General features: G+C 51.4%; 24 protein-coding genes. 9 read left to right on the forward strand and 15 right to left on the reverse strand.

Annotated elements, in window-relative coordinates:
- Window positions 1-4: 4 nt before the first annotated feature.
- The 4 genes from pgi to glgC all read right to left on the reverse strand — a co-directional run bounded on the left by pgi (window position 5) and on the right by glgC (window position 6,894).
- Window positions 5-1,642, reverse strand: a complete 1,638-nt coding sequence (gene pgi / locus HRU78_02075; GenBank protein ID QOJ22579.1) for a glucose-6-phosphate isomerase — start codon at window positions 1,640-1,642, stop codon at window positions 5-7.
- 55 nt (window positions 1,643-1,697) lie between these two features.
- The gene (locus HRU78_02080; GenBank protein QOJ22580.1) at window positions 1,698-3,707 is read right to left on the reverse strand and encodes a DUF1926 domain-containing protein; all 2,010 of its coding nucleotides are present in this window, start codon (window positions 3,705-3,707) and stop codon (window positions 1,698-1,700) included.
- A gap of 86 nt (window positions 3,708-3,793) precedes the next feature.
- Window positions 3,794-5,497: a glycoside hydrolase gene (locus tag HRU78_02085; GenBank protein QOJ22581.1), complete on the reverse strand. Its 1,704-nt coding sequence runs from the start codon at window positions 5,495-5,497 to the stop codon at window positions 3,794-3,796.
- 74 nt (window positions 5,498-5,571) lie between these two features.
- Entirely contained in the window at window positions 5,572-6,894 is a 1,323-nt protein-coding gene (glgC, locus tag HRU78_02090; GenBank protein QOJ22582.1) for a glucose-1-phosphate adenylyltransferase, read from the reverse strand.
- A 289-nt stretch (window positions 6,895-7,183) separates the two neighbouring features.
- Here glgC and glgB point away from each other — a divergent pair, with 289 nt between their 5' ends.
- Window positions 7,184-9,409: a 1,4-alpha-glucan branching protein GlgB gene (gene glgB / locus HRU78_02095; protein ID QOJ24875.1), complete on the forward strand. Its 2,226-nt coding sequence runs from the start codon at window positions 7,184-7,186 to the stop codon at window positions 9,407-9,409.
- Between the two features lie 325 nt (window positions 9,410-9,734).
- On the opposite strand, the gene HRU78_02100 is transcribed toward glgB, so the two are convergent.
- Window positions 9,735-10,492, reverse strand: a protein-coding gene (locus HRU78_02100) for an IS5 family transposase (GenBank protein QOJ24876.1) whose coding sequence is annotated in 2 segments (ribosomal slippage) — window positions 9,735-10,177 and window positions 10,177-10,492 — 759 coding nt in all. Because the reading frame shifts where the segments join, the coding sequence is not laid out codon by codon here.
- 56 nt (window positions 10,493-10,548) lie between these two features.
- Here HRU78_02100 and HRU78_02105 point away from each other — a divergent pair.
- Complete coding sequence (locus tag HRU78_02105) at window positions 10,549-11,217, forward strand: FRG domain-containing protein (GenBank protein QOJ22583.1); 669 nt, start codon at window positions 10,549-10,551, stop codon at window positions 11,215-11,217.
- Between the two features lie 121 nt (window positions 11,218-11,338).
- Here the strand turns inward: HRU78_02105 and HRU78_02110 are convergent, their stop codons facing one another.
- The 5 genes from HRU78_02110 to HRU78_02130 all read right to left on the reverse strand — a co-directional run bounded on the left by HRU78_02110 (window position 11,339) and on the right by HRU78_02130 (window position 15,512).
- Window positions 11,339-12,568 (reverse strand): ATP-binding protein, encoded by a 1,230-nt coding sequence (locus tag HRU78_02110; GenBank protein QOJ22584.1) that lies wholly within the window; start codon window positions 12,566-12,568, stop codon window positions 11,339-11,341.
- 229 nt (window positions 12,569-12,797) lie between these two features.
- Window positions 12,798-13,691, reverse strand: a complete 894-nt coding sequence (locus tag HRU78_02115; protein ID QOJ22585.1) for an ROK family protein — start codon at window positions 13,689-13,691, stop codon at window positions 12,798-12,800.
- Between the two features lie 17 nt (window positions 13,692-13,708).
- Window positions 13,709-14,542, reverse strand: coding sequence for a cupin domain-containing protein (locus tag HRU78_02120; GenBank protein QOJ22586.1), 834 nt, complete (start codon window positions 14,540-14,542; stop codon window positions 13,709-13,711).
- The gene (locus HRU78_02125) at window positions 14,539-15,147 is read right to left on the reverse strand and encodes a sigma-70 family RNA polymerase sigma factor (GenBank protein ID QOJ22587.1); all 609 of its coding nucleotides are present in this window, start codon (window positions 15,145-15,147) and stop codon (window positions 14,539-14,541) included. The genes HRU78_02120 and HRU78_02125 overlap by 4 nt, the downstream gene beginning before the upstream one ends.
- 95 nt (window positions 15,148-15,242) lie before the next feature.
- The gene (locus HRU78_02130; protein QOJ22588.1) at window positions 15,243-15,512 is read right to left on the reverse strand and encodes a hypothetical protein; all 270 of its coding nucleotides are present in this window, start codon (window positions 15,510-15,512) and stop codon (window positions 15,243-15,245) included.
- Window positions 15,513-15,634: 122 nt separating this feature from the next.
- On the opposite strand from HRU78_02130, the gene HRU78_02135 reads away from it, so the two are divergent.
- Window positions 15,635-16,392, forward strand: a protein-coding gene (locus HRU78_02135; protein ID QOJ24877.1) for an IS5 family transposase whose coding sequence is annotated in 2 segments (ribosomal slippage) — window positions 15,635-15,950 and window positions 15,950-16,392 — 759 coding nt in all. Because the reading frame shifts where the segments join, the coding sequence is not laid out codon by codon here.
- Here the strand turns inward: HRU78_02135 and HRU78_02140 are convergent.
- Both HRU78_02140 and HRU78_02145 read right to left on the reverse strand, forming a co-directional pair.
- Entirely contained in the window at window positions 16,385-17,395 is a 1,011-nt protein-coding gene (locus HRU78_02140; protein QOJ22589.1) for an FAD-dependent oxidoreductase, read from the reverse strand. The genes HRU78_02135 and HRU78_02140 overlap by 8 nt on opposite strands.
- 36 nt (window positions 17,396-17,431) lie before the next feature.
- Window positions 17,432-17,731 (reverse strand): antibiotic biosynthesis monooxygenase, encoded by a 300-nt coding sequence (locus HRU78_02145; GenBank protein ID QOJ22590.1) that lies wholly within the window; start codon window positions 17,729-17,731, stop codon window positions 17,432-17,434.
- Window positions 17,732-18,036: 305 nt separating this feature from the next.
- On the opposite strand from HRU78_02145, the gene HRU78_02150 reads away from it, so the two are divergent.
- Window positions 18,037-18,756, forward strand: a complete 720-nt coding sequence (locus HRU78_02150) for a hypothetical protein (GenBank protein ID QOJ22591.1) — start codon at window positions 18,037-18,039, stop codon at window positions 18,754-18,756.
- Between the two features lie 68 nt (window positions 18,757-18,824).
- Here HRU78_02150 and HRU78_02155 read toward each other — a convergent pair whose 3' ends face one another.
- Window positions 18,825-19,205: a VOC family protein gene (locus tag HRU78_02155; protein ID QOJ22592.1), complete on the reverse strand. Its 381-nt coding sequence runs from the start codon at window positions 19,203-19,205 to the stop codon at window positions 18,825-18,827.
- Window positions 19,206-19,365: 160 nt separating this feature from the next.
- Between HRU78_02155 and HRU78_02160 the strand changes: the two genes are divergently transcribed.
- Both HRU78_02160 and HRU78_02165 read left to right on the forward strand, forming a co-directional pair.
- Window positions 19,366-20,073, forward strand: coding sequence for a response regulator transcription factor (locus HRU78_02160; protein QOJ22593.1), 708 nt, complete (start codon window positions 19,366-19,368; stop codon window positions 20,071-20,073).
- 457 nt (window positions 20,074-20,530) lie between these two features.
- Window positions 20,531-21,496 carry a hypothetical protein gene (locus HRU78_02165; protein QOJ22594.1) on the forward strand — a complete coding sequence of 322 codons (966 nt, stop codon included), beginning with the start codon at window positions 20,531-20,533 and terminating at the stop codon, window positions 21,494-21,496.
- Between the two features lie 59 nt (window positions 21,497-21,555).
- Here HRU78_02165 and HRU78_02170 read toward each other — a convergent pair whose 3' ends face one another.
- Window positions 21,556-23,169, reverse strand: a complete 1,614-nt coding sequence (locus tag HRU78_02170; GenBank protein QOJ22595.1) for a response regulator — start codon at window positions 23,167-23,169, stop codon at window positions 21,556-21,558.
- Window positions 23,170-23,885: 716 nt separating this feature from the next.
- Here HRU78_02170 and HRU78_02175 point away from each other — a divergent pair.
- From HRU78_02175 to HRU78_02185, 3 genes are all read left to right on the forward strand, one after another.
- A complete protein-coding gene (locus HRU78_02175) occupies window positions 23,886-24,023 on the forward strand; it encodes a hypothetical protein (protein QOJ22596.1) in 138 nt (45 codons plus the stop codon).
- On the forward strand, window positions 24,020-24,541 hold the full coding sequence (locus tag HRU78_02180; protein QOJ22597.1) for a hypothetical protein: 522 nt from the start codon (window positions 24,020-24,022) through the stop codon (window positions 24,539-24,541). The genes HRU78_02175 and HRU78_02180 overlap by 4 nt, the downstream gene beginning before the upstream one ends.
- Before the next feature lie 79 nt (window positions 24,542-24,620).
- Window positions 24,621-24,938 (forward strand): hypothetical protein, encoded by a 318-nt coding sequence (locus HRU78_02185; protein ID QOJ22598.1) that lies wholly within the window; start codon window positions 24,621-24,623, stop codon window positions 24,936-24,938.
- A gap of 117 nt (window positions 24,939-25,055) precedes the next feature.
- On the opposite strand, the gene HRU78_02190 is transcribed toward HRU78_02185, so the two are convergent.
- Complete coding sequence (locus tag HRU78_02190) at window positions 25,056-25,196, reverse strand: hypothetical protein (GenBank protein ID QOJ22599.1); 141 nt, start codon at window positions 25,194-25,196, stop codon at window positions 25,056-25,058.
- Window positions 25,197-25,297 lie beyond the last annotated feature (101 nt).

The following is a 25,297-nucleotide window of genomic DNA, read 5'->3' on the forward strand; positions in this document are numbered from 1 at the left end:
GTGTCTATCGATTAGCTTTGAAATAACGGATCAAACCGTTGGTGGATGCGTCATGCGAAGTCACAGCGCCGTCCTGCTGCAGTTCGGCGAGGATTTTTCCAGCCAGTTGCTTGCCCAGCTCCACACCCCATTGATCGAACGGATTGATATCCCAGATCACGCTTTGCACGAACACTTTATGTTCGTACAGCGCGATCAATGCGCCGAGTGTTTGCGGATCGAGTTTTTTGAACAAAATCGACGTGGTCGGACGGTTGCCGGGAAAAATCTTGTGCGGCAGCAGTTGCGTCACGGCAGCGTCATCCATGCCTTGCGCTTCCAGCTCAGCGCGCACTTCCTGGGCATTCTTGCCGGTCATCAGGGCTTCCGTCTGGGCGAAGAAATTCGCCAGCAGCATGCGATGATGATCGCCGACCGGATAATGACTCTGGCAAGGCGCCAGGAAATCGGCGGAAACGATTTGCGTGCCTTGGTGCAGGAGCTGATAAAACGCGTGTTGGCCGTTGGTGCCGGGCTCGCCCCAAACGACCGCGCCAGTGGCGTAATCGACCATTTCTCCCGTACGGGTGATGCGTTTGCCGTTGCTTTCCATTTCCAGTTGCTGCAAATAAGCGGGAAAACGGTGCAGCGATTGGTCGTACGGCAATACGGCGTGGGATGATGTGGCGAAAAAGTTGATTTGCCAGATGCCGATCAGGCCAAATATTACCGGCAGGTTTTTTTCCAGCGGCGCGGTGGCGAAGTGCTGATCCATGGCGCGTGCACCGGCGAGCAGCGCATAAAAATTGTCCATGCCGATGGCCAGCGCGATCGGTAGGCCGATTGCCGACCACAACGAATAACGCCCGCCGACCCAATCCCAGAATTCAAACATATTGGCCGGATCGATACCGAATTTTTCCACCGCGGCGCGATTGGTCGATACCGCGACGAAGTGCCAGGCAATAGCCGCTTCGCTGCCGCCTTGCGCCAGGAACCATGTGCGCGCGGAATGCGCGTTGGTGAGCGTTTCCTGCGTGGTGAACGTTTTCGACGCGATGATGAATAGCGTCGTGGCCGGGTCGAGATGGCGCAGCGTTTCGGACAATTGCGCACCGTCGATGTTGGAGACGAAATGCGGGCGGATGCCGTTGAGGCGATACGGTTTGAGCGCCTCGGTCACCATCACCGGGCCGAGGTCCGAACCACCGATGCCGATGTTGACGATATCGGTGAACATTTTGCCGCTGTAGCCTTTGCGCGCACCGCTGTGCACTGCAATCGAGAAACGCTCCATTTGCTTCAGCACGCGTTTGACTTCCGGCAGCACGTCGACACCATCGGCGAATACCGGCTGATCGCTGCGCAACGCGATATGCAAGGCGGCGCGCTGTTCGGTCGAATTGATTTTTTCTCCGGCAAACATGCGTCCGATCCAGTCCGGCAGTTTTTGCTGCCGCGCCAGCGCCAGCAGCAGATCGACTGTTTCCTGCCGCAGCGGTTGCTTGGAAAAATCGAGCAAGATGTCGTTCAGCGCGAGCGAGAATTTTTCGAAGCGTTGCGGATCTTGCTGGAACAAGTCGCGCACATGCTGTTGTGCCATGCTGGCATGATGCGCCTGCAAAGCGAGCCAGGCCGGTGATTGTGTAAGTGATGACGTCATAGGGGTATGGGTTGCCGAAGGTGATAAATCGTGCCGGTTATGAACGGCTTTACTGTTACGCGTGTGCTTTGATCTCCAGCGTGATGATCAATTCCGGCGCGGTGACCGGCCATTCCAGCAGCAGCGTCGCGGCTTGCATGATTTTCTCAAATCCGCTCTCGGATTGCGATACCGAAAAGTGCGGACGGGCGCGCAACGTGGCCGGATGGGATGTTTTGAGCACAACGCTGCCACCCAGCGTATCATCGTCCAAGGTGATTTCCGTCATGTCGTTCAATTCCAGCCATTGACCGAAACCGCCGGGAATTTTTCCCTGATACACGTAGCGCCCGCCGACACCGTCGCAGCTGGGCATGGCCAGATTGATTTCGGTGCTGAAGCCCTGTTCCGGCTTGGCGGTGAATTGGTACGTGACCTGCAAGCGGTTGCCGTCGAGCATGATGAGTTTGTGAACCGGATACGCCGTGTTGTCCGACTCGAAGTGATTATTTTCCAGCGCCGCAGCCAAAGACCGGTAGGTGACGAACATGCCGTCCAGGCGATCGACGAACAGACTGCGCGGATGATCGTCAGGTACCACATCTTCGGCGCTGATGTCGTGCTTGTAATTGATCCGGTCGTGCGCGGAAGCGATGCCGTTGGTGGCGTGGTTGGACGAACGGCGCGCGTCCGGCTGGATTTTCTGATAATAATGTTCCACCTGGCAGCGCAGGGTGTCGGCAAAATTATGTTTCAGCGCGTAAGCGTCGAGTTCGCAAATACTGGCGAAACGATCCAGTTTCAAGACAGCTTGCAGGACACCGTTTTGCAGATAGGCTTCTTCCACGCCATCCAGGTCGGTATCAACGGTGAAATACGCCGGGCGCGGCGCGCGCGCATCGAGCAGCGCTTCCAGTTCAACCAAGGCGTTGTAGACGGCGCGGCGCAGATGCGGCAGGTACAAACCGCCGAACAAGCCGTGCCAATAGGCATCGTTGGCCTGCGCTTCGTACAGTTTTTGCCGCATCGAGGCGGTGCGCTGTTTTTCCGGCAATTCATTGAGCCGTGCCGACAGGCTCAGCATGCGCTTGTGCATCCAATTGGATTCCGGATAGCGGGAAAAAAAGTTTTTCCAGATACCGCCGCGCAGGAACGCTTTCTTGTGTTCGTACCAGCCGTTGGCTTTGGCCTGCTGCACCAGATCCGCGTAAGTATTGGCGGATTGTGCCGGCAGCGTCCATTCGTTCATTTCTATGTACGAGACCGTGGGCAGGTAGACGATGCCGCGGGTTTTTTCGCTGGCGTGATATTCGCTGTAATGCTGCGTGCTGATTTTATCCGAGGCCAGTACACCTTGAATGAAACGCTCGAGCCAACCTTTTTCGTATACCCATTGATAAGTTTCCGGCCAGATGCCGAATTTTTCGATGTCGTCGAAATAAATCGCGGCTGCGGTGGTGTGTTGCGTGTGCTGATCGGCTAACGATTCGAGGTAAGCGATGGTTTCTTCCGCCGGAGAAAACGGAACCTTGTAGCGCAGCGCTTCGGAAATCGGAAATAAGTCCAGCTTATGGGAATCTTCCTCGGTGGTGAAATAACCGTTCAATTCCTCGTGTGTTTTTCCAGCGCAAAGAAAATGATAGTCGTCCACGGTGACGTAGCGGATGCCGCAATCCGCCAGCGCCGGGACGACGGTGGATTCCCATACCCGTTCGGTCAACCATGCGCCTTGCGGGCGCTGACCGAATTTTGCTGCCAGTTTCTGCGAGAAAGCTTCGATCTGTCCGATACGGTCGCGGTCCGGAATAACCGCCAGCACCGGTTCGGTATCCCCGGCGCCGAACAACTCGACTTGCCGCCGCGCCACCATGTCGTGCAGCAGGGCCATGTCGGTGGGGAAACGCTGCAGCAGATAATCGAGCAGCCAACCGGAGAAATGCACGGAAAAACGGAAATCGGGGTAGCGGTGGAGCACTTGCAGAAACGGTTTGTAACAACGCAGATGCGCGTCTTCAAGCACTTCAGGAAAATTGCCGACGGGTTGGTGCGCATGAACACCGAAAAGTAACGATACACGTTGTGACATTCAATGATCCTGGTAGTCGTTTTTAAAACTGGCGACCGCAAATCCGGCTCTCCCCGCCACTCGATACCGGCGGGATTGATCAAGCGTTATGACGATCGCCGCATGGTACTGCTTGCTTCATTGTGCTCATTGCCTTTGCTGATCGATTCCTGCAGCACCGGAGGCACCGGTAATTTAAGCTGGCGGTACAGGTTTATCAGGTTCAATCTGAACAGGTGATCGAAACTGGCGACCGAGTGCGCCGGATTGTAATCGCCGAACCACCAGAACCAGTCGGAACTTTCACAGGACGCCAATTGCCGGCTGGCTTCGATCTTTTGTTCGTCACTCAGGCGATCGCTTTGCATGACCAGATCGAAACTGTGTTTTGCGGCGCACAGCATATCCCAGGCGCGATTCTTTTCCTTGTCGCCGATCCAGGTCGAGAACGTTCCGTATACCCAACTGCCGGCTGCCAGCTTCGGCAATATTCTAATATTATTTGTTTTCTCCGTATCGGCGATATAGTTGCGATAGGTCGTGGTGCGGATGTACGGGTGATCTTCCAGTAAGCTGTAGAGGTCTTCCAGAAAGTAAAAACCATTGTAGGGATACGACTCCCAGGCATTTTCTCCATCCAGAATCACGCTGACCACCGGACTTTCGTCGGCCGGTGTGTCGTGGTAAATGCGTTCCAGCGATTGGATGAAATTTTCCGCGGCATCGCGCCCAAACCATTTGGAGTATTCGAAACCGATCAAATCGGATAGTTGATCGTCGCGGAAAAAGCAGGTGACATGCCCCGTTTCACCATCGATGCGGTACGGGCGGTACAAATAGTGGTTGCGGTCCGGCAACGGCGCATCGGGGTAAGAAGCGCGCAGGCTGTTGGCCAGTACGCCTTCGCCGCTGGCGCTCCAGCGACAGCCTTGCTCGGCGAAAATTTTCAATAATGCTGCCGATAACGCGCCTTCGGCCGGCCAGACGCCGACGGGTTTTTCGTTGAAGCGCTGCGCGTGGCTGGCTGTTGCCGAGGCCAGATGAAACGCGACGCGGCCGCGCCCGCCGGGATACAGGTGGTGCTCCGGTAACGCGACATCCGGTTGACTGTCCCGCGCGGAAGCAAAATCGATCAATAACGGTGCCAGCGGATGATAATGCGGCGTGGTGGATAACTCGATTTGCCCGGATTCGGCGAGCTTGCGGTAACGCGGGATCAGGTTTTTGATCAATTCGCCGATCAGCTTGAAGAGCTGCAAACGGTTCTCGTAGCTGAACTCCTGGCTTTGCGCCATCAAATGCATGACGAATTCATTATTGCGCCGGACGCTTTCACCCATCCATGCCAAGTGATACCACACCAGCAGATCGGCCAGATATTGCCCGGAAAAATACACCAGCTCGCTTTCGCTGTGCCGGTTGAACATTTGATAAAGTTCATGCAGGCGCTTATAGGCCGGGTACGGTTGCAGCATGGTGGCATGATTGCTGAGAAAGCAGCTGTCGAACACATACAGCCGGTCCTGGATGGAAATATGTTCGAGATCCGGTGTGGCCAGCAGCCGCAGCAACGGACTGCGGATTTTCCCGCTGGCAAATTGCCCGGTGAAATCTTCCAGTTGATCCAACAGCACCGGCACGAAATTGATCACCGCCTTGGTGCGCGGATGCATTTCCAGGTGGTAAGCCATATCGGTGTAGTCTTTGATGGCGTGCAGATAGACCCACGGCAACACGAATTCGTTGGTGACATAATCCCGGTAATCCGGCTGGTGCATGTGCCACAGTAAAACTAGATTTAATTGTTTCATTTTAAAAGGTGAGACCTCTGCTTAATTATTGTTATTAGAGAGCTGTCCGGTACCTTGCGTTCGTTCTGACGAGGTCAGCAGACCTTGTGTATTTCCTGTCCCAGCATTTCCGGGGTAATCAAGGTAATGCCTTTCTCCGTCACATAAAAGCGCTTGCGGTCTTCGGCGGGATCGTATCCTACGGTCAATCCTTCCGGGATCGTGCATCGTTTTTCCACCACCACACGCCGCAGGCGCGCGTGCCGGCCGATCACTACATCGGGCAGAATCACGGCGTCTTCCAACGAGCTGTAACTATTGACTTTCACATTGGAGAACAACATAGAACGGCGTACCGTCGCGCCACTGATGATACAACCGCCCGATACCGACGAATCCAACGCTTGGCCGCGGCGGTTGTCATCGTCGAATACAAACTTGGCCGGCGGCAATTGTTCCTGATGCGTCCAGATCGGCCAGTCGACATCGTACAAATTGAGCTGCGGCGTGACGCCGACCAGATCGATATTGGCTTCCCAATAGGCATCGATCGTTCCGACGTCGCGCCAGTACGGTATGCCGGATGCCATGTTGACGCAACTGTTTTGAAACCGGTGCGCGAAGACGCGGTAGCGGGGCACCAGGTAAGGGATCAGGTCTTTGCCGAAATCGTGCGATGAATCCTGCGTTTGATGGTCGCGTATCAATTGCTGGTAAAGGAATTTGGCGTTAAATACATAGATGCCCATACTGGCTAGCGCCTTATCCGGCTGACCGGGAATCGACGCCGGGCGAGACGATTTTTCGGCAAAGCTGGTGACTTGCCATGACGCATCGACGCCCATCACGCCAAAAGCGACAGCTTCCTCCACGGGAACCTCAAGGCAAGCCACCGTCATATCCGCTGCTTTTTCGATATGCTCGGCCAGCAATTTACTGTAATCCATTTTGTAGATGTGATCGCCGCCGAGGATCACGACGTACTTGGTATCGTGGCGCTGCATAATGTCGATATTCTGAAAAACCGCATCGGCGGTGCCTTGATACCAGGTTTCGTCGGCGGTGCGTTGTTGCGCCGGGAGCAGTTCGACGAATTCCTTGAAACGCCCGTCGAGAAAACTCCAGCCGTGCTGGATATGGCGGATCAAGCTTTGCGCCTTGTATTGCGTCACCACACCGATACGCCGGAAACCCGAGTTGACGCAGTTGGAAAGCGGAAAGTCGATGATGCGGAATTTGCCGCCGAAAGGAACTGCCGGTTTGGCGCGCCAATCAGTCAATTGATGCAAGCGGCTGCCGCGCCCCCCGGCCAGAATCAGCGCCAGCGTATCGTGCGAAATATTGCTGTGGAGGTGACTGCCGTTTTTATATTCCGCCTGGGATCCACCGGCATATTGCGATTCATTGTGATAGTCCATAGCACTGTACCTCTCTGCTTCATGTCCATATGGTATCGCATTATGGCACTTTCTCACACACGACTGTAGGTAAACTCTAAAAAAGGTAGCGTCGTGCTATGGCCGGGTAAAGCGGAATCAGGCGGAGAAGCGCACTATATGAATGGACAATGCGCGTTTTGCGTCTGATTTCAATGCGGCATGACCGGGTACAACAGTTTTTCAGAGCTTTCCCAGGTTTAATTGCCCTAAAGCAAAAGCCGGACACGCTATAATTCGTATCCTATCGGCCAATCCTGCGATCAATGTGATGACAGCCAGAAAAAACAATTCGATACAGCATGCGTTGCTGCATGCACGTTTACACGATCCCTATGCCTACCTCGGGCTGCATCGTGAGCACGGTCAAGCCGTGGTGCGGGTGTTCCGGCCGTACGATGCGCAGGTGTGGATCAGGACAGCGGTTGGTTTTGAACCGCTGCAACGCATCCATCCGGATGGAATTTTCGAATGGCGCGGCGACACCATGCCCGCCGTGCCTTACCGCTTGCGCATCGAAGAACAAGGGCGCGGGTATGGCGCTTATGAGCTGTTCGATCCGTACGCTTTTGCGCCGCAAATTTCCGATCACGATTTGTATCTGTTCAACGAGGGCAGGCTGTGGCAGGCGTACCGCATGCTCGGTGCGCAGTCCGTCAGCAATGCCGGTACTTCCGGCATGCGTTTCGCGGTATGGGCGCCGAACGCCGAGCGGGTCAGCGTCATCGGCGATTTCAACCGCTGGGATGGCCGGATTCATCCGATGAAGGTGCATCACGGCAGCGGCGTGTGGGAATTGTTTATTCCGGAATTGCCGCCGGATACCTTGTATAAATTCGAAATCCGCAATCGCGCCAGTGGTGAGATTCTGATCAAAACCGATCCTTATGCTCAGCATTTTGAACTCCGTCCGAATACCGCGGCACTGACACCCGCGGCGGGCGGTTACGATTGGCAAGATACTGCGTGGATGAATGGACACAGAAACTGGGATTGGCTGCACGCGCCGCTGAACATTCTCGAAGTTCACGCCGGTTCATGGAAGCGTCATCCCGATGGGCGTTTTTATAACTACTGCGAGCTGGCGCAGCATCTGCTGCCCTATGTGGTGGACATGGGCTACACGCATATCGAACTGATGCCGGTCTCGGAACATCCGCTGGATGAATCGTGGGGTTACCAGACCACCGGCTATTTTGCCGTCACCAGCCGCTATGGCTCACCCGATGATTTCCGCTTTTTTGTCGACGCCTGCCATCAAGCGGGAATCGGTGTGATTTTGGACTGGGTGCCCGCGCATTTTCCGCAGGATGCTTTCGCGCTGGCGCGTTTCGACGGCACGGCGTTGTACGAGCATGAAGATCCGCGCCTGGGATTTCACCAGGATTGGGGCACGTACATTTTCAATTTTGGACGCAACGAAGTGAAATCGTTTCTGCTGTCCAGCGCGCATTACTGGCTGTCCGAATTTCATTTGGACGGATTGCGCGTCGACGCGGTCGCCTCGATGTTGTACCTCGATTACTCACGCAAGGAAGGCGAATGGCTGCCGAACAAATACGGCGGCCGGGAGAACCTGGAAGCGATCGATTTCCTGCGCGATCTGAACGTTATGGTGCATGGCGAATTCCCCGGTGCGCTGACACTGGCGGAAGAATCGACCGCCTGGCCGGCGGTGTCGCGCCCGACCTATGTCGGTGGCCTGGGGTTTTCGATGAAATGGAACATGGGCTGGATGCACGATACGTTGTCGTATATGCGCCAGGACCCGGTTCACCGCCGTTATCACCAGGATCAACTGACGTTCAGCCAGTTGTACGCTTATTCGGAAAACTTCGTGCTGCCGTTTTCGCACGACGAAGTGGTGCACGGCAAAGGCTCGCTGCTTAACAAAATGCCCGGCGGCGACTGGCAGAAATTCGCCAATGTGCGCCTGTTATTGACCTACCAAATGACCTGTCCGGGTAAGAAACTCAATTTCATGGGCAACGAATTCGCGCAGCGGCAGGAATGGCGCGTGAATGCGGAACTGGATTGGGGCTTGCTGCAACAACCCTTGCATGCCGGTGTGCAAGCCGCGCAGCGCGATTTGAATCGCTGCTATCAAAACACCCCGGCCCTGCATCAACTCGACTTTGCCGCCGAAGGCTTTCAATGGATCGACTGCCAGGATGCCGATCAATCCACCATCAGCTACCTGCGGCGCGGCAAAGACGGCGCGTTCGTGCTGGTCATCCTCAACTTCACCCCGGTTCCGCGCAACGGCTACCGCATCGGCGTTCCCGCCAGCGGCACATACCGGGAAATTTTCAACAGCGACTCCGCCTATTACGGCGGCGGCAACGTTGGCAATTTAGGCAGCATCGCCAGCGTGCAAATGCCCTGGATGGGTTTTGCCGATTCGATCGCGATTACCTTGCCGCCGCTGGCGGGGGTGGTGTTTGCGTTGGCTGATAGTGGTGCGCCTAATAGTACCAATGGTTTAAAAGACGATTAAAATGAGCGGTTTTGTGGAGATGTTTTACTTTTTTAGCTATGCGGCTAATTTTAGTTAGCTTAGAAAAGAGATTCAGATATGGAACGTCCGTCGCTAGAAAAAAACGAGATAGGGATTGGCAGTGTCCGCACGCTGCTCAGGGAGTTGGAGTCTCTTACACGAGACCCAGACTATGAATACTATTATCGTGGTCACTCCAATAAGAAATACGAACTGATTCCCTCTATCTACCGGAATTCTGGTTGGATCGCCAATGAGCACAGAATGTTCAGAGAGTTGATTCTGCGTTGTCCGGATGATTTTCATGAACTAGGGCCTGTTAACACTACCTAAGTGCTTCGACGATGAGAGCGAAATGGATGAATGAGAGAAAAATGACATCCAGTTTGTCGAATCTGGAGAATATTCGACGGAATCCCTTGAGTCTGCGGAATAATCTTTCGATCTCATTGCGTTTTTTGTACATGGCGCGGTCATATTCCCAGAGCTCCAGCCGATTAGTTTTGGGTGGGACAACCGGGATATAACCGAGCTCCAATGCAAGCTGTCTGGTTTGATCACCCTCATAAGCGCGATCCATCAGCAGATGAGTAGGAGAAGAGACGGGGCCGAGTGCTAACAGGAGTTGTCGTCCTTCCGGTGCGTCATGTGTATGCCCCGGAGATAAGGAAAAAGTTATGGCTGTTCTGGTATCTGCGGCAACCAGATGAATTTTAGTGGTCCAGCCACCTCGGGATTTGCCGATGGATTGCGGGCCGTTTTTTTTAATGCACCAGTACCATCAGGGTGCACTTTGATGCTGGTGCTATCCATCGAAACGGCTTCAATCTTGATGCGAATGATTTGTTGATGCTGCAGCTGCTCAAAAACTTTTTGAAGCACGCCGCTTTTCGTCCATCGATTCATTCGAGTGTAGATGGTATGCCAATTACCGAAACGCTTGGGTAGTCCGCGCCACTTGCAACCATGCTCGGTAACATACAGAATAGCATTGAGAATTTGTAGATTGGAATGACTGACATTGCCACGCTGGCGCGGCATGCAGTGTTCGATCTGTTGATATTGAGTTTCGGTGATTTCCATCACCATATTATATCAAATAGTGTTAACAGGCCCTAGAAACCACGTTTCAAAAGCTCGTGAAAATGCAGCATTACGCTCTACCCACTCGTTTGCTGGATATTACTGGCAATCCTTTAATAGCTCTTCTTTTTGCGTGCAAGGATGAAAAATATAAAGACGATGAAACGAGCAAAGAAAAATCTGCAGACGGCGAGGTAATTATCTTTCGGCTGCCAAAGAAAGAAATCAAATACTTTGATAGCGACACGGTGAGCGTAATTTCTAATGTCAGTAAGCAGCCTTTTGAGTTCGAATTCGTTGTAAAGCCAGGCGAAACTCCAGAACAATTTTCAGAACAAGGGTCGATCAAATTGTTGATTCATGACATACGCCAGGAAAGGTCGTCATTTGAACCAAAGATCAAGTCAGAACACCTCCGATCAGTAATTTGCGTCAAACCTTTACTGAATAACCCGAGAATCATTAGCCAGGATGGTGCATTTTTCTTGTTTGGCATCAATGACAGAAAGTCAGAATCTTCGCGAATTCCGGTTTCGTGCATTTATAAGCCAAAGGATCTTAGATTGGTCGTAAAAGCCGGAGAAAAAAAGAAAATGCGAGAGCAACTAGAAGCGTTGGGAATTAATGGTGGAAAGATTTACCCTGAAATTGATTCAGTAGCCTCATATGTCAAGAGTTCATTTGAAGTAAAAGCTAACGCTCAATCTCCGGTATTGGATTCCTGACTCTGTACCTTATTTCATGCAATTTTCAACTCCAGTATTATTGATGACCATCTTCTAAAAATCGCAACGTAGCTGCACTGATTTGAATTGTTTATGGCGGTGTAGCGGTTTGTTAACGTGATCACAAATACCCCACCGGTATCGCATCCACATTATCCGATATAGGTATCAGAGTATTTGCAAAACAGATCACTCCGCCATGCCCAACCGGCGTGCTGAGGTTTTCGAGCATGCTGAATCCTTTAAATTTCATATTGTGAAGAGCAGCGGATCTTTTGATCTCGATGGGGTAAAGCGTTCCGTTTTCTTCAATGAGCAGATCGATTTCCCGCTTTTCTTTGTCGCGGTAAAAATAGATCCGGGGGCTGCGGCTATGGTGCAGGTAGGATTTGATGATTTCCGCGATAACCCAGGTTTCCAATATTGCGCCTGACATTGCGCCGCGCTCCAGAACATCGGCGTTCAACCAGCCAGTCAAATAGGCGCAAAGACCGGTATCCATGAAATACAGCTTGGGTGTTTTGACCAGCCGTTTGGTACGGTTGTTAAAATAGGGCTGGAGCTGGTAGATAATGCCGGAGGCGTGCAGAACATTCAGCCATGTTTTAACCGTCACTTCGCTGACACCGGTATCCCTTGCCATATCCGCATAATTGATGAGTTGGCCGGTGCGCGCGGCGGCAATTTGCATGAATTTGTGAAAAGCGGCTGTGTCGTTGATATTCAGATACTCCCGCACATCCCGCTGGATATACGTGGAAACATAGGAGCTGTAGAATTGTTCCCAGTGCTGATCGTTGTGTTGCGCCACCATGTCCGGGTATGAGCCGCGCCATATTTTGTGATAGGCATCCGGCACGGTGAGCGGTTTTGCGGTTTTCTGGCGGGATTTGAGTAACGCCAGATCGGGCAGAAATGGCAAGTCATCGCTACGATCTTGTTCTTCCGCTAATGAAATGCCTTGTAGTTGCAGCAGCGCGACGCGTCCCGCCAGCGATTCCGAGACATTCTTCATCATGTCGAATTGTTGCGATCCGGTGAGCCAAAATAGTCCGTTTTGTTTGGTTTTATCGACCGTCATTTTGATGTAAGGAAACAGGTTTGGCGCATACTGCACTTCATCAATTAGAACCGGAAGATTCAGTCTGTCGATGAAGCTTGCCGGGTCTTGTTGCGCGGCCATGCGCAGAGAAAGGTCATCCAGCGTGATATAAGTGCGCGATGGTTCTCGGATATCCTGCAATAGCGTGGTTTTGCCAACCTGACGCGGCCCGGTCAGTAAAATGACTTTAAAGCGGGCGCTTGCTTCCAAAATCGCTTTCCCGAGAGTGCGTGTGATATTTTTATCCATGTTCCGTCTAATCCAAAGTCAGACTTTATAATAGTCGGGGACGAGTTTGTTGTCAATCCGAGTGATGAGCGCTGGATTATCTTAGTCTGCTGGAATAATGGTGCATGCATAGAGACCTATGCAAGTTTGGTTATCGAGTTTGAGAGGGATCGTGTAATCGGTTGAAGCGTGTTGATAGGAGCCAGTTTTGTAGGGTGGATGACGCTTCGCTTATCCACCCTACAATTGTTTAAATCTCATCACACCGCCATAACTGCGCAGCGCCACGCACGCCGGAGCTGTCGCCGTGGACGTTTTTCAGAATCGGTGTGATGAGCTGGTCATTAAACACGTAATGCGCGACGCGGTTGCGGCCTTCGCTATACAGCCGGTCGATGTTGGAAAGCCCGCCGCCAAGGACGATTGCATCCGGGTCGAGGATGTTGATGACCATCGCCAGGGCGCGGCCAAAGCGGTCGAAGAAACATTGCATCGCCGCTTCCGCCAAAGCATCGCCTTGCGCCGCCAGTGTCACGATATCGTAAGCGGTCAGTGCGCGATTGCCGCCGTGGCGGTGATAATCGGCGGCCAGGCCGGGGCCGGAGATGAATGTTTCGACGCAGCCTTTTTGTCCGCAATAGCAATCCGGCCCGCCTAATTCCAGTATGTTGTGGCCCCACTCGCCGCCGATGTGTTGTCGGCCTGGGTGCAGTTGCCCGTTGAACACGATACCGCCGCCGACGCCGGTGCCCATGATGACGCCGAACACCATGCCGTAACCTTTGCCCGCGCCGTCGAGGGCTTCGCTCAGGGCGAAGCAATTGGCGTCGTTGGCGATGCGTAGCGGCCGGTTCAACAGCCCTTGCAAATCCTCGAGTAACGGCTGTCCGTTCAAGCAAACGGTGTTGGAATTTTTCATGGTGCCGCTGACTGCCGAAATGGCGCCCGGCGTGCCGATTCCTACCGGGCATTGCTGATCTATTTCCGCTTCCAGTTGCCTGACGAGTTGTGCAATAGTGTGCAAAATCGCCCAATAGCCCGCCGCTTGTTGCGTATCCACCCGTTTTCTGACTAATTCCCGGCCGCCGGTATCCAGCACTACGCCTTCAATTTTTGTACCGCCGAGATCAATGCCGATGCGCATGTGTGAGCCTTGAACGGTTATGCCGCGTTGCGCGCGCCGCGCATGAACACTAGCGCGCCATGATCGGAAGAGACCGGGCGGGATTCGGCGCCTGTTGGCGCGAGCTGCCAGTCGCCGCTGTGCAGCAAGGTGTCGCCGAAAAATGCGTCGCCTTCAAGCAGCAAGCATTCTTCATCGTGAGCGAGCGGGGTCTGTTGCGATGTCCACTGAGAACCGGCGGCGATGCGTACCAGCGATGAATGGGTTTGGCCGTCGTCGTATAGCGCTTTGCTCGCTACGCCGGGCGCCAGATCCGACCATGCGCCTTCGCTGGCGCGGATGGTGATCAATTCGCGGCCGTCGCCGGGCAGAAGGGCGCTAAGGAAGTCGCGCGCGACTTCCGCGGTGTGGCCCACCGGTATGCCGCGCAGGTACAACAGCGCGCCGCTTGCCGATGAAATTTTGCCGTGGCGGCTGCCGGCGCGCGCCATGTGGTAGTCGCCGGTATTGACCTTGAGATCGCCGAGGCTGGCGGAGCCGCGCAGCACAATGCATTCCTCGTCTTCGTGGTGGCGATGCATCGGCAGGCTGGCGCCGGGTTCGATGTCGAGCAGGAAAGCGCGGTTATTTCGATCGAGAAGCTTGGCGTGCACGCCGGGGAGAATCTTGCGCCACTGGCCTTGATGGCTGCGGATCGTAACACGTGGCGACTCCGCAGCGGCGCTGGCATGGATGCGCTGAAAAAGCCGCGCGCGGATGGTTGCGCGTTGCTGTTCGCTGGGTTGCAGCGGCTCCAATCCCTCGAGCAGCGCGGATTCGATTTTTTGCGCCTGCCCGGAATTTTCCGGATCAAGTGAGTAGCGTTTCTTCATCGTTCAAAGCCTTTGATTAAATCGTCCTCGAGCACATCGTGCAACTGTTTGAGCGCGCGCCGGATATGCGATTTGACCGTGCCGAGCGCCATATCGGTGAAAGCGGCGATTTCTTCGTGCGTCAAACCGCGGAAGAAAGCCATCGCGACCAATTGCCGCTGCATCGGTTCGAGCTGTTGCAGCGCCTGATTCAATTTGGCGTTATCCTGCGTTGCCGCCAGCAAATCCTGCGGATCGCCGTCGTGCGATGGCTCATTGAGCAATAGAACTTCCGGCTCCTCGCAAAGTTCGGCATCGTCCGCTTTGCGCAAATAATCCAGTGCCCGGCTGCGGGCGATCGTCAGCAGCCATGCCATGACGTTACCGCGTTGCGCATCGAATCGCGGCGCTTCGCGCCACACCTGCCAATACACGTCTTCACTCACTTCCTCAGCTGCTTGCGGGTTGCGCGTGATGCGCAGCGCCAGGCCATAAACCCGTGTCAATGTGGCTTCGTACAGATTAGCCAGCGCCTGCTCGTCATGCGCCGCAATCGCCGTGACCCAAGCCTGCAGTTGCGTATCCGCGGCGCTGCTATCACTCGTGTTTGTGCTGCTCGTCGTCACGCCCGCTCAAATCCTTCGCCTTAACGTTGGTCTTATTTTTCCTGCACTGCAATATATCATCAGGCGCGCTTTTTCTCCCGTCAACAGTAAAAACATCACACCAGAAACTGCTGATAATAAGGCGTGGTAAACCGGCTACGCGCGAGTTTGCGGGGGATGCGCACGTCTCCCGGTCGCAGCCATTGTGTCTGGATCGGCGAAGGATTTCCGCCCAAGGTATCGATGGCCAGCCGGTTATATTCTTGCGCGAATTTCTGCCATAGCGGCTCGTTCGGGTTGCAATAAATCGGGTCAAACGAGCAGGAAATTCCCGGTCCGCCGGAGTAAATACCGTAAGGTTTCAGCTTGGCCGCCGGGCGGTGCACGAAATACGTCGCCCAACCGGTGGGGGTGAAGCCGGTTTTTTGTTCGAATGCTTTCGTGAAACGGTACGATTCCGCGATGACTTGTTCTAGGGCCTGTTAACACTATTTGATATAATATGGTGATGGAAATCACCGAAACTCAATATCAACAGATCGAACACTGCATGCCGCGCCAGCGTGGCAATGTCAGTCATTCCAATCTACAAATTCTCAATGCTATTCTGTATGTTACCGAGCATGGTTGCAAGTGGCGCGGACTACCCAAGCGTTTCGGTAATTGGCATACCATCTACACTCGAATGAATCGATGGGCGAAAAGCGGCGTGCTTCAAAAAGTTTTTGAGCAGCTGCAGCATCAACAAATCATTCGCATCAAGATTGAAGCCGTTTCGATGGATAGCACCAGCGTCAAAGTGCACCCTGATGGTACTGGTGCATTAAAAAAAACGGCCCGCAATCCATCGGCAAATCCCGAGGTGGCTGGACCACTAAAATTCATCTGGTTGCCGCAGATACCAGAACAGCCATAACTTTTTCCTTATCTCCGGGGCATACACATGACGCACCGGAAGGACGACAACTCCTGTTAGCACTCGGCCCCGTCTCTTCTCCTACTCATCTGCTGATGGATCGCGCTTATGAGGGTGATCAAACCAGACAGCTTGCATTGGAGCTCGGTTATATCCCGGTTGTCCCACCCAAAACTAATCGGCTGGAGCTCTGGGAATATGACCGCGCCATGTACAAAAAACGCAATGAGATCGAAAGATTATTCCGCAGACTCAAGGGATTCCGTCGAATATTCTCCAGATTCGACAAACTGGATGTCATTTTTCTCTCATTCATCCATTTCGCTCTCATCGTCGAAGCACTTAGGTAGTGTTAACAGGCCCTAGTTTACCGATATCATGCTCGTAGTATTGGAAATCCAGACGGTTTTCTGTGGCAGCCGGACGCCAGTATTCATTGACGAAGTCGTGGCGCGCAAAGACGATGCCTTTCGGTTGCGGCAACGCGCCGCCGTCGAATCCCCGTTGAATCGCCAGCCGTTTCGCCAGGCGATATTGTTCGCACGCCGGTTGCGAGCTGGGTGGTGTCGTTGCCCCGGCGCCGGCACGGTAGCGCTGTTCCGTGAAACATACCAGTTGATGCAGCACGACAACCGCCAGCAAGGCATCGCATTGTTTGCGCAAATGCAACAAGCCGCTGGCTAACGCTTGCGGGCTGTCGAAAGCATGCAAGCTGACATCCGCCTTGCACAAACTCGCCCGACGCACCTCGATGACGCATTCCACCACGATGCCGGATAAGCCGAAACTGCATTTGAATTCGTAGAAAGCATCGCCGTCTTGCCGGTCCGATAGAATGCGCAGGCTGCCGTTTTCATCGATATAGAGAATCGCGGTGACATGACTGGAAAAATAACCCGGCCCGTCGAGCGAAGATTCTTTGGTATCGCCGACCGCGACCGAGCCGACCGTTGCTTCGCCGATTTCTGCCTGGAACGGTATTTCCCAGCCTTGCTGCTGCAGCCACAGATGCAATTTCTTCAAACGGCATCCGGCTTGCACGCGAACCAGTTGCCGGCCCTGCTCATCGCTTTCCAGTCCGAGGATGGCGTCCAGTTTGCGTGTGCATAGTAAAGTGCCGCCATCATTGACGATGGTTTCCGTGACCGACAGCATGGAGCCGACCGGGCGCACGGGTGTTGGAAATTGTCTGGTATCGCGCACCACCGCTTGCACGTCGGCGTAGCTGACCGGTTCCACATAAACAGCCGGTTGCGTACTGCGGCTTGAGCCCCAATTGCTGAAGCGGCGTCCGTCATTGATATAAAGGCCGTGATAAAACTCGTGCATGATTTCTTGCGTATGGGTATTCATGGTTGTTTTCTCCTTAATCTCGTTCGATCAAGCGTGTTAAGCGAGCAATGTATAGCGTTGAATGTCCGGCGCTTGCGCCAGCCAAGGTGCCGCTTTTGCTAGGGCTTCTTGGATATGCGCCGTGCGGAAGTGAGCGTCGACGGCATTTTCATCCGTCCATTCTTCGATAAACAAAAACGCCGCGGGGTTGCTGCTATGGCGCAATAACTGGTAACTCAAGCACCCGGTTTCCTGGCGTGTTGGTGCCACGATGTTTTGCAGAATCGCCTGTATTTCGGGAATCTTGTCCGTGCGTGCGATGACTTGCGCAACGACTCTGATGGTTTGCTTTGACATGAGATTATTCCTCCTTTGGTTGATAAATATTTCGAGAGATATCGAAGCAATCGCTTCTAAAGAGTTATACGAAATAAACCTCAGTTTGGATGCAGTTACAGGTGCAGTTTCTGTTCAAACATTTGTTTATCAGATAAATAGTAATGAATTTTAAAATGGTTGTGATTTTTTGCATCCGAATTTCAAGTGGCTGCGTATTGAGCAATGGAATCACCTGAAAAATGTTTGGGTGACTTCACGAGCTCCCGGCGAAAGCAGATTCGCTGGGTACACAAACTTGGAATAAATCAACAGGAGAGGAAATCATGACTTTAATATCACTTAAGGAAACTCTGGGAGAGGTAGCGAGCGACGGCCAAGCAAGGGGAAATCATGTGAAAAAGCGCAGTTTACGAGTAGTAAATGAGCATTTTGAATCTGATTTCAACGCAGCATGGCCGAGCGCAGTAGTTTCTCAGCGCTTTTCTAAGGAACATACACCGGAATGGGCTAAATACTTTGCCATCGCTTTGATTTGCGCGCTAGTCGCGATTGATGGCATCAGCTCGGTCATGGCGGATCAAATCAAGACAACCGTGCAGCAAACGGATGCCAGCGACAGCACGGAGGAACCGCGCCTGGTGATCAGGAGCGATTCGGTTGCGGCCAGATTGGGAGGGTATTATGGCATCCTGGCGTTTTTGCATAACTATGCCGTGCCTGCGCTACTGGCCGATAATGAGATTGCATCGTTCTTTGGCAATTTGACGGAAACTCCCACAGATATCGCGCAATGCCTAGCGATGATGCTGGATCACGACTTGGGTGGTTCATCGCGGCATGACGGCACAGTGGTTGAAACCGGCCATCAATGCCGCGGCTCGATGCCGAAAATTCACAAGGGGCGCAATATTCCTGACAAAACGATCACGAAATTCATTCAAATCACCGGCCATCAGGCTGAGCTTGCCGGTGTGAGCCCAGCGGATATCAAAGCCGTTGCCAAGGTGCTCGAACAGAAACGCGCCGGAGTGCGTAACAAATAATCTGTTTTTTGCTCGTTAAGCAGCCCGTTGCTTGCAGCGGGTTTTTTGCCGTTTGAAAGAAGAATGGACTACTGCATTGAGTGAAGGCCGATCATGTTACCTTCGGTGTCGCGGACTAACGCGATAAAACCGTATGGTCCGATGGACATTTTTGCGCGCACAATTTGTCTTCCCGCAGAAGCAGCGCGCGCCGCTTCGGTACTGCAATCGGCACACATGAAGTAAACCAATACCGCATTGCCTCCAGCGGGACCGTCATCCATCTTGACCAGAGCACCGGTTATGCCCATCTGGTCTTTTTTCATCGGAAAACTCCATAACTCGATATTCATTCCGGATGGATTGTCCAGACGTTCCAGTGTGACTTGGAATACGGTTTCATAAAAGCGCTTGGCCCGATCCATATCCTGTACGTAAATCTCAAACCATCCGACGGGGTTATGCTGCATGCGTGACTCCTGTGATTGTTGATTGCATTTATCCTATTAATGTACTTTATCTTACACTTAGTGAGAAAAGTCATAGAATCTTTTTCTATCGTGTTGAAAAATTATTATTTCAATTACCAGTACTATTTTTATCCGGAAAACACTAGACAATATGAGAATCTTGTTGATTGATGACCATAGTATGATTCGTTTGGGCATAAAGGGCTTAATTCTGCAAATACATCAAGAAGCGGAAGTTCTCGAGGCAGCCGCTGCGCAAGATGGGCTTCAGATTTTGAAGGCGGAAACCCCGGATTTGGTTTTTCTTGATTTAAAACTTCCGCAGGAAGTTGGGGGCGAGATTAGCGGGGAGTTCGGATTGGATGTTCTTAGAACAGTTTGCGATATGGAAAGACCCATTCCTGTCATCGTAATTTCGGGTGAATTTATCAGTAAAAATACGGTGGAAAAAATCTTAAAAGCAGGCGCTGCATCATTTGTGCCTAAGGCAGCTTCTATGGAAGTCATGCTGGAAGCCATTCAGCGTGCAATAGGCGGGGGTGTTTGGCTGCCATTGGAGATAACGCCAGTAGAATGCATTGAACAATCGCCGAGCATTGATTCGTTGCTGCGTGATCCGCCCTTGTCCGTTACTGCTGCAGATTTAAGCATTACTGAACGTGAATTTGATGTATTACGCCTTGCGATGCAAGGAAATGCGCCCTGGAAAGTGGCAAGAATACTGGGCATCAATCCCGCCAATACGCGGCGCTATTTGTCCAGATTGTACAGCCGGTTCGGAGTGATCGACTTATACGGTTTGCAATGCCATTTTGCCAAGACAGGGCAACTGCTGGGAATCATTTCATCATCCACTCGCACCCATTAATCGTGCATGGACCAAATTGATTCATGGAATTTAATTACGCTCTGATCAAGCTGGGCTCCTCTTATTTTAATCAACCTTTCTGTAAATAACTCTGATATTTCTGGTGCTTAAATTCTTCTGGGCCGGCAGTTATGCACGCAATTCAGCATAAAGATTCAAACAATGCTGCTTGTTGGTTGCTGGGAATTGTGGTGAACCTGAGTAAAACTGCTTGCTAGGCTTATATGATAAGAGAACTCGACGGAATTCCCTGGTGGTCAATATCTATTCTTACTACTACAGTTGTAGTACTACATGTGTAGCCTGTTAATTGATAAGTATCTTAACCATAATAAACGGGCAGATAATACATAATCTGTCGACTGTCAAATGACATGAGAATCAACAAAATAACTGAAATTTGCGGATTTCGTCTTTAATCCTGTTGTTGGAATTAATTAAATCAAGGAGATTCATTATGGCAAATATTTATGGTACTAATTTCAATGATAATAATTCCTATACTGTAAGCTGGCCTTATTTTATCTACTACCCTGAGTTAAAAGGAACTGCCGGTGATGATTATATTTATGGTTATGCGGGAAATGATATTTTAAGTGGCTATAGTGGCAACGATACTCTCGATGGCGGTACGGGCGCGGATACCATGACTGGCGGATCTGGTGATGATGTCTATTTAGTCGACAATTCTTCGGATAAAGTTGTTGAAAATGATTTGGTAATCCTACCAAATGGATTACATTTTTATTTGTCACAAGGAAATGATATAGTCAAAAGTTCAATTAGTTATACATTACCTGCTTATGTAGAAAACTTGCAGTTAAACGATGCCGCTTACTTTGGTAATGGAAATAATCTTAGCAATAGTATCACCGGAACGAGCGCCGCCAACTATCTGAGCGGACTCGATGGCGGCGATTGGCTCTATGGTGGTGCTGGGGATGACAGGCTTGCAGGTGGAAATGGCAATGATTATCTCTATGGTGATTATGGGAATGATGTACTGATAGGTGGGCCTGGTATCGATTGGCTAAGGGGTGGGGGCGGGAATGATCAATTTGATTTTGAGTCCTACTCAGGCACCAATACCGATGCGATTCTTGATTTCTATGCACCCGAAGATACGATTGGTCTTGATGTTGGCGGTGGAGGTAATCCTGGAATATTTGGTATAGGCCTGACTTTTAATGCTGATGGTCATTTGAGTGCTGGATCGTATTTCGAGGGTAGCTTTTTTAACGGAAATGCAGGCCAATCAAGCGGTATCTATGTCGATACATCGAATGGGTATATATGGTACAACCCGACGTCTGGTGTGGCTGGCGACAGCTACCACTTTGCTACCATCGATCCAGCCACTATTGTAGGCGGCATATCTTCTCTTTCTGCCAATGATTTTATAGCGGTGCATTACCATAGTTAAGTTTTCACTGCTTGCTTCTATTATTTTGCAACACTTATAATTTTACTTTGCTGGGCTGATTAGCTGCTGAGAGCTTTTTCTTCGATCTCCCGGGTGCGGACATTGCGTCCGGATAAAACCGCTTCTTGGACTTTTGTGATGAGCGAATCCGGTGCAATTCCTTTACGCTCGATGTACCGCAGCGGCTTGGCAAGTAAAGCTTCGGGAATATCCAAATTGGCCGAATAAAACACGACGGGTACGATTGTCCAATCGAAATGCTGTTCGATCAGCTTGACGACATCGGCCCCCGTTTCGTTATTTCTGAGCCGGTAATCGGAAATTACGACATCGGGTGCCCGGTCGGGTGCGGCTTCGATCAGTTGCTGAAGATCCTTCAAGTTGACGGCTATGCGCACAATGCAACCCAAAGATTCAAACAATGACCGTAGTCCGTTCAGCACGTTTTTGTTGTTTTCGACTACGATTACATAGGCGCCCGTTAAAGGAGCTGCAGATGTGGTAGCGGTAAGTGGTGACTGATCCAGCCGGGTGGGCGCTTCGCACCTTGGCAGGGTAATCGAGAACCGTGAGCCGTGACCGAGTCGAGAACGAAAGCTTAGTGTGTGCCCGGATAAACGTTCAACCAGCAAGCGGACAATAGGAAGACCAAGGCCGATTCCCGGCGCTTGCTCATCCACTTGGTAGAACTCCTCAAATATTTTTTGATGCTGATCGGGCGCAATACCGGCTCCTGTATCCCATATGTCAATCCGTAAAGTTTCTCGGAAACCAACCGCACCGATGACGATGCCGCCTTGCTCGGTATATTTGATCGCATTTGAAACCAGGTTTTCAAGGACGCGCTTGAGCATTGCATAATCGCTGTTTCCGTGTAACTTGCTTACTTTTGATGGGTGAATCCGGAATTGGAGATTGATTGATTTTGCCGGTTCGGAAAAGCGCTTCTCAATCTCCATGAGAAGATCGTGTATTGAAACCGCTTCCAGTTTGGGTTCATGCGCGCCCCATTGAAACAGATCGTAGATGCCGCGTATGCCTTCTGCGATGTCGCGCCGGGATCGCTCGATTTCGTTCAATGCCTCGATCGCCGGACCGTTGGTTGTCAGGCCTGGGTCGAGTTTCATCACTACAGTCTGCGCGCCGATAGCGGCAAGCGGTTGCATGGTGTCGTGGTAAGCGGCGCGAATAAACCGTTCACGCTCCTCGTTCTTGAGTTTCAGAAGATTAATTAATCGCTCGCGCTGTTGCGCTGCAGCCGTCATTATCTCAACACTTCGCTTGCGTTCGAATTGTGCATTGTGCGCTTCTTGTTCCGCGCGGGCGCTGGCTTCGATGGCGAGTTGCCGTTCCTTATTGGCAATTTGGCGCTGTTCTTCTAATTCGAAACTCATCTGTAACGCGTAATTCAGCATTCCAGCCAGCTTCCGGCTACTGATAATACCAAAGCAGGTTAATAGAAAAAGCAGAGTGCTGGCAGCTAAGAACACCTTGTCGCCTTGCAGATAGAGTGAGCCTACTAAAGTAAGGGCGGGAGGGCACATACTGACAATGACGGCTGGCAAGAAAGAGAACCAAGTTAACATCGCACCAACCACATCAATAATTAAGGCGATGCTGATGACCATCACATTAGAAGGTTGCGAGGGAATCATAAACCAAATAATGCACATGACCCAGCACAAACCGGTTAATAAACATTTAAACAATAAGATGTTTTTAAACTTCTGAATGTTCTCAGTCAATGCTTCCTTATGGTCACGGTAGAAACGCAATAGCATCCACGTAAAAAAATTAAGTGATGTCAATAGCGAAAACCACAGCAATAGTAAATCTGGCGGCGCACTATCCCAGAGTCCAAGAATTAAAAATGTGGATACCAGAAGCATGGAAAAGAAAACGTATTTGCCTTGCTCAGTTGCAATCCAAATACGTTCCACCTCAATTTGATCATGAAATTTTTTCTCGGCATTGTTCATAATATTTTCCAGAAAAAACAAATTTAACCCGGTTTAAAAATACTCGGCAGTGAACATTGATTCATTTATCTGCCAGACGATACTCGTTTATTAATCAGATTTGTATGATCTTTCTTGTAACTTTACCAAGGCGGTTAGTTACTGGGAATTGTTTCTTCATCGCTTCTGCTGGTGCGGAGCACCGGAATAAAACTGCTTGCTTGAGCTTTATGATAAGGGAATCCGACCGGATTCCCTCGAGGGCAGTATCTATTCTAACTACTACAGTTGTAGTGCTACAGGTGTAGCCTACCAATCGATAGGTACCTTAACCATAATTAAGCGGACAGATAGAGCATGATCTGTCGGCTATTTGTAGCATGAGAATCAACAAAATAGCTGAAATATTTAATTCTATTAGGAGATTCATTATGGGAAATACTCATGGTGCCAATTTTAGTGACAATAAAACCTTTACCGGAAGCTGGCCTTATCTTTTCTACCGTTCTGAAATAAAAGGAACTGCGGACGATGATCATAATGATGGTTATGAAGGAGGTGTAATATGAATCACTTCCGGTTTACCATACTACTCTACGGTATTGTTGCGTTCTTCGCTGCAGCAGCGATTCCTAAATCTGCTCTTGCCTGGACATGGAACTATAAAGGCATTGCCTATAATGGCCCGAGTCTGTGTGTCAAAGGAGATGCAGGCATCGACCACATTCGTCCGGGATTATTTTCTGGCAATCTTGCCTACGCCACCACCTATGCCTTCGGTAATGCCTGCAGTACTGGTTTGAATTTACCGAATGGGTGGGCTGCTTCGCGGCTCGATGTTTATAAATACGCTGGGAGTACATGGGTAGTCTGCCGCCGCACCGATTGGCAGTACGGCGGAACCAGTAGTGGCAAATGGATTGGCGACATATTCACCGGACCAACGGGTCCAAGCTCTTTAATTGACTATGGCGGATCCTATTCTTGTGGTACTGGTTGGTATGCAACGATGGCTTACGCCTATGTCTGGGACGGGAGTCAATGGCGCGGCGGGGGTGTTTGGTCCGGCGCTGAATGGGTACAGTAGGTGAACGATGTTGTAAATACTATCGAACCGAACCGGATAGAAAATTAATGAAGTGAATGACTATGCAGGAGGAAATAACATGCACAAAGTAAAAGAATATGTGACACGATTTGTTTGCATTGCAGTATTCATGCCGATGGCCCTAGGCGTAATGGAAGCATTGGCCGGTGAGACAAAGGAACAGATGCCGCCACCGCCAGCCTGGGTTCAAAAGAACAAGACGGTCAATCTTGATAAAGCGCCGCGGGATGTGCCAGTCCACGCCTTGAGCGGGGAAGCCAATGGCAAGGATAATATGGTGCCGATCAATATCATACCGCCGATGCCGTCTCAAAGTGAGTTTTATGAAGATATCACGGTAGTTTCGGAGCGTGAGCGTCTCAGAAAGTTAAAGTAAGGCTCTGATACAAAGATTCTGAACAAGAAAGGAACCCTCCGGCACAACTGGAAGGTTCCTTTTTCATTCATGGAAAAATCCGGAAACTTCATGAACAGGCATTTTTTCGCGCACGATCTACCCGCCTGAAGCCGGTGTGTGAGCAGCTTCCACAGCACAATCCATGCAGGAATAATAGACCAGCACGCAATTCCCGCCGGATGGCCCATCCGTCATTTTGACCAGCGCCCCGGATGCGCCCATTTGATTTTTGTGCATAGGATAACTCCAAAGCTCGATCGGCATGTCTGCAGGACTATTCAATCGCTCCAGCTGCATTTGAGAAACCGATCCATAAAAATGCTTAGCCCGGTTATCCA

It is taken from the genome of Gammaproteobacteria bacterium (assembly GCA_015709635.1).
In the GTDB taxonomy this organism is placed as follows: domain Bacteria; phylum Pseudomonadota; class Gammaproteobacteria; order Burkholderiales; family Nitrosomonadaceae; genus Nitrosomonas.

Excerpts from the sequence above, each read along its gene's own strand:
- pgi (QOJ22579.1), bottom strand. The coding sequence starts at position 1,642 with ATGACGTCATCACTTACACAATCACCGGCCTGGCTCGCTTTGCAGGCG.
- HRU78_02080 (QOJ22580.1), bottom strand. The coding sequence starts at position 3,707 with ATGTCACAACGTGTATCGTTACTTTTCGGTGTTCATGCGCACCAACCC.
- HRU78_02085 (QOJ22581.1), bottom strand. The coding sequence starts at position 5,497 with ATGAAACAATTAAATCTAGTTTTACTGTGGCACATGCACCAGCCGGAT.
- glgC (QOJ22582.1), bottom strand. The coding sequence starts at position 6,894 with ATGGACTATCACAATGAATCGCAATATGCCGGTGGATCCCAGGCGGAA.
- glgB (QOJ24875.1), top strand. The coding sequence starts at position 7,184 with ATGACAGCCAGAAAAAACAATTCGATACAGCATGCGTTGCTGCATGCA.
- HRU78_02110 (QOJ22584.1), bottom strand. The coding sequence starts at position 12,568 with ATGGATAAAAATATCACACGCACTCTCGGGAAAGCGATTTTGGAAGCA.
- HRU78_02115 (QOJ22585.1), bottom strand. The coding sequence starts at position 13,691 with ATGCGCATCGGCATTGATCTCGGCGGTACAAAAATTGAAGGCGTAGTG.
- HRU78_02120 (QOJ22586.1), bottom strand. The coding sequence starts at position 14,542 with ATGAAGAAACGCTACTCACTTGATCCGGAAAATTCCGGGCAGGCGCAA.
- HRU78_02140 (QOJ22589.1), bottom strand. The coding sequence starts at position 17,395 with ATGAATACCCATACGCAAGAAATCATGCACGAGTTTTATCACGGCCTT.
- HRU78_02145 (QOJ22590.1), bottom strand. The coding sequence starts at position 17,731 with ATGTCAAAGCAAACCATCAGAGTCGTTGCGCAAGTCATCGCACGCACG.
- HRU78_02150 (QOJ22591.1), top strand. The coding sequence starts at position 18,037 with ATGACTTTAATATCACTTAAGGAAACTCTGGGAGAGGTAGCGAGCGAC.
- HRU78_02155 (QOJ22592.1), bottom strand. The coding sequence starts at position 19,205 with ATGCAGCATAACCCCGTCGGATGGTTTGAGATTTACGTACAGGATATG.
- HRU78_02165 (QOJ22594.1), top strand. The coding sequence starts at position 20,531 with ATGGCAAATATTTATGGTACTAATTTCAATGATAATAATTCCTATACT.
- HRU78_02170 (QOJ22595.1), bottom strand. The coding sequence starts at position 23,169 with ATGTGCATTATTTGGTTTATGATTCCCTCGCAACCTTCTAATGTGATG.
- HRU78_02175 (QOJ22596.1), top strand. The coding sequence starts at position 23,886 with ATGGGAAATACTCATGGTGCCAATTTTAGTGACAATAAAACCTTTACC.
- HRU78_02180 (QOJ22597.1), top strand. The coding sequence starts at position 24,020 with ATGAATCACTTCCGGTTTACCATACTACTCTACGGTATTGTTGCGTTC.
- HRU78_02185 (QOJ22598.1), top strand. The coding sequence starts at position 24,621 with ATGCACAAAGTAAAAGAATATGTGACACGATTTGTTTGCATTGCAGTA.
- HRU78_02190 (QOJ22599.1), bottom strand. The coding sequence starts at position 25,196 with ATGCACAAAAATCAAATGGGCGCATCCGGGGCGCTGGTCAAAATGACG.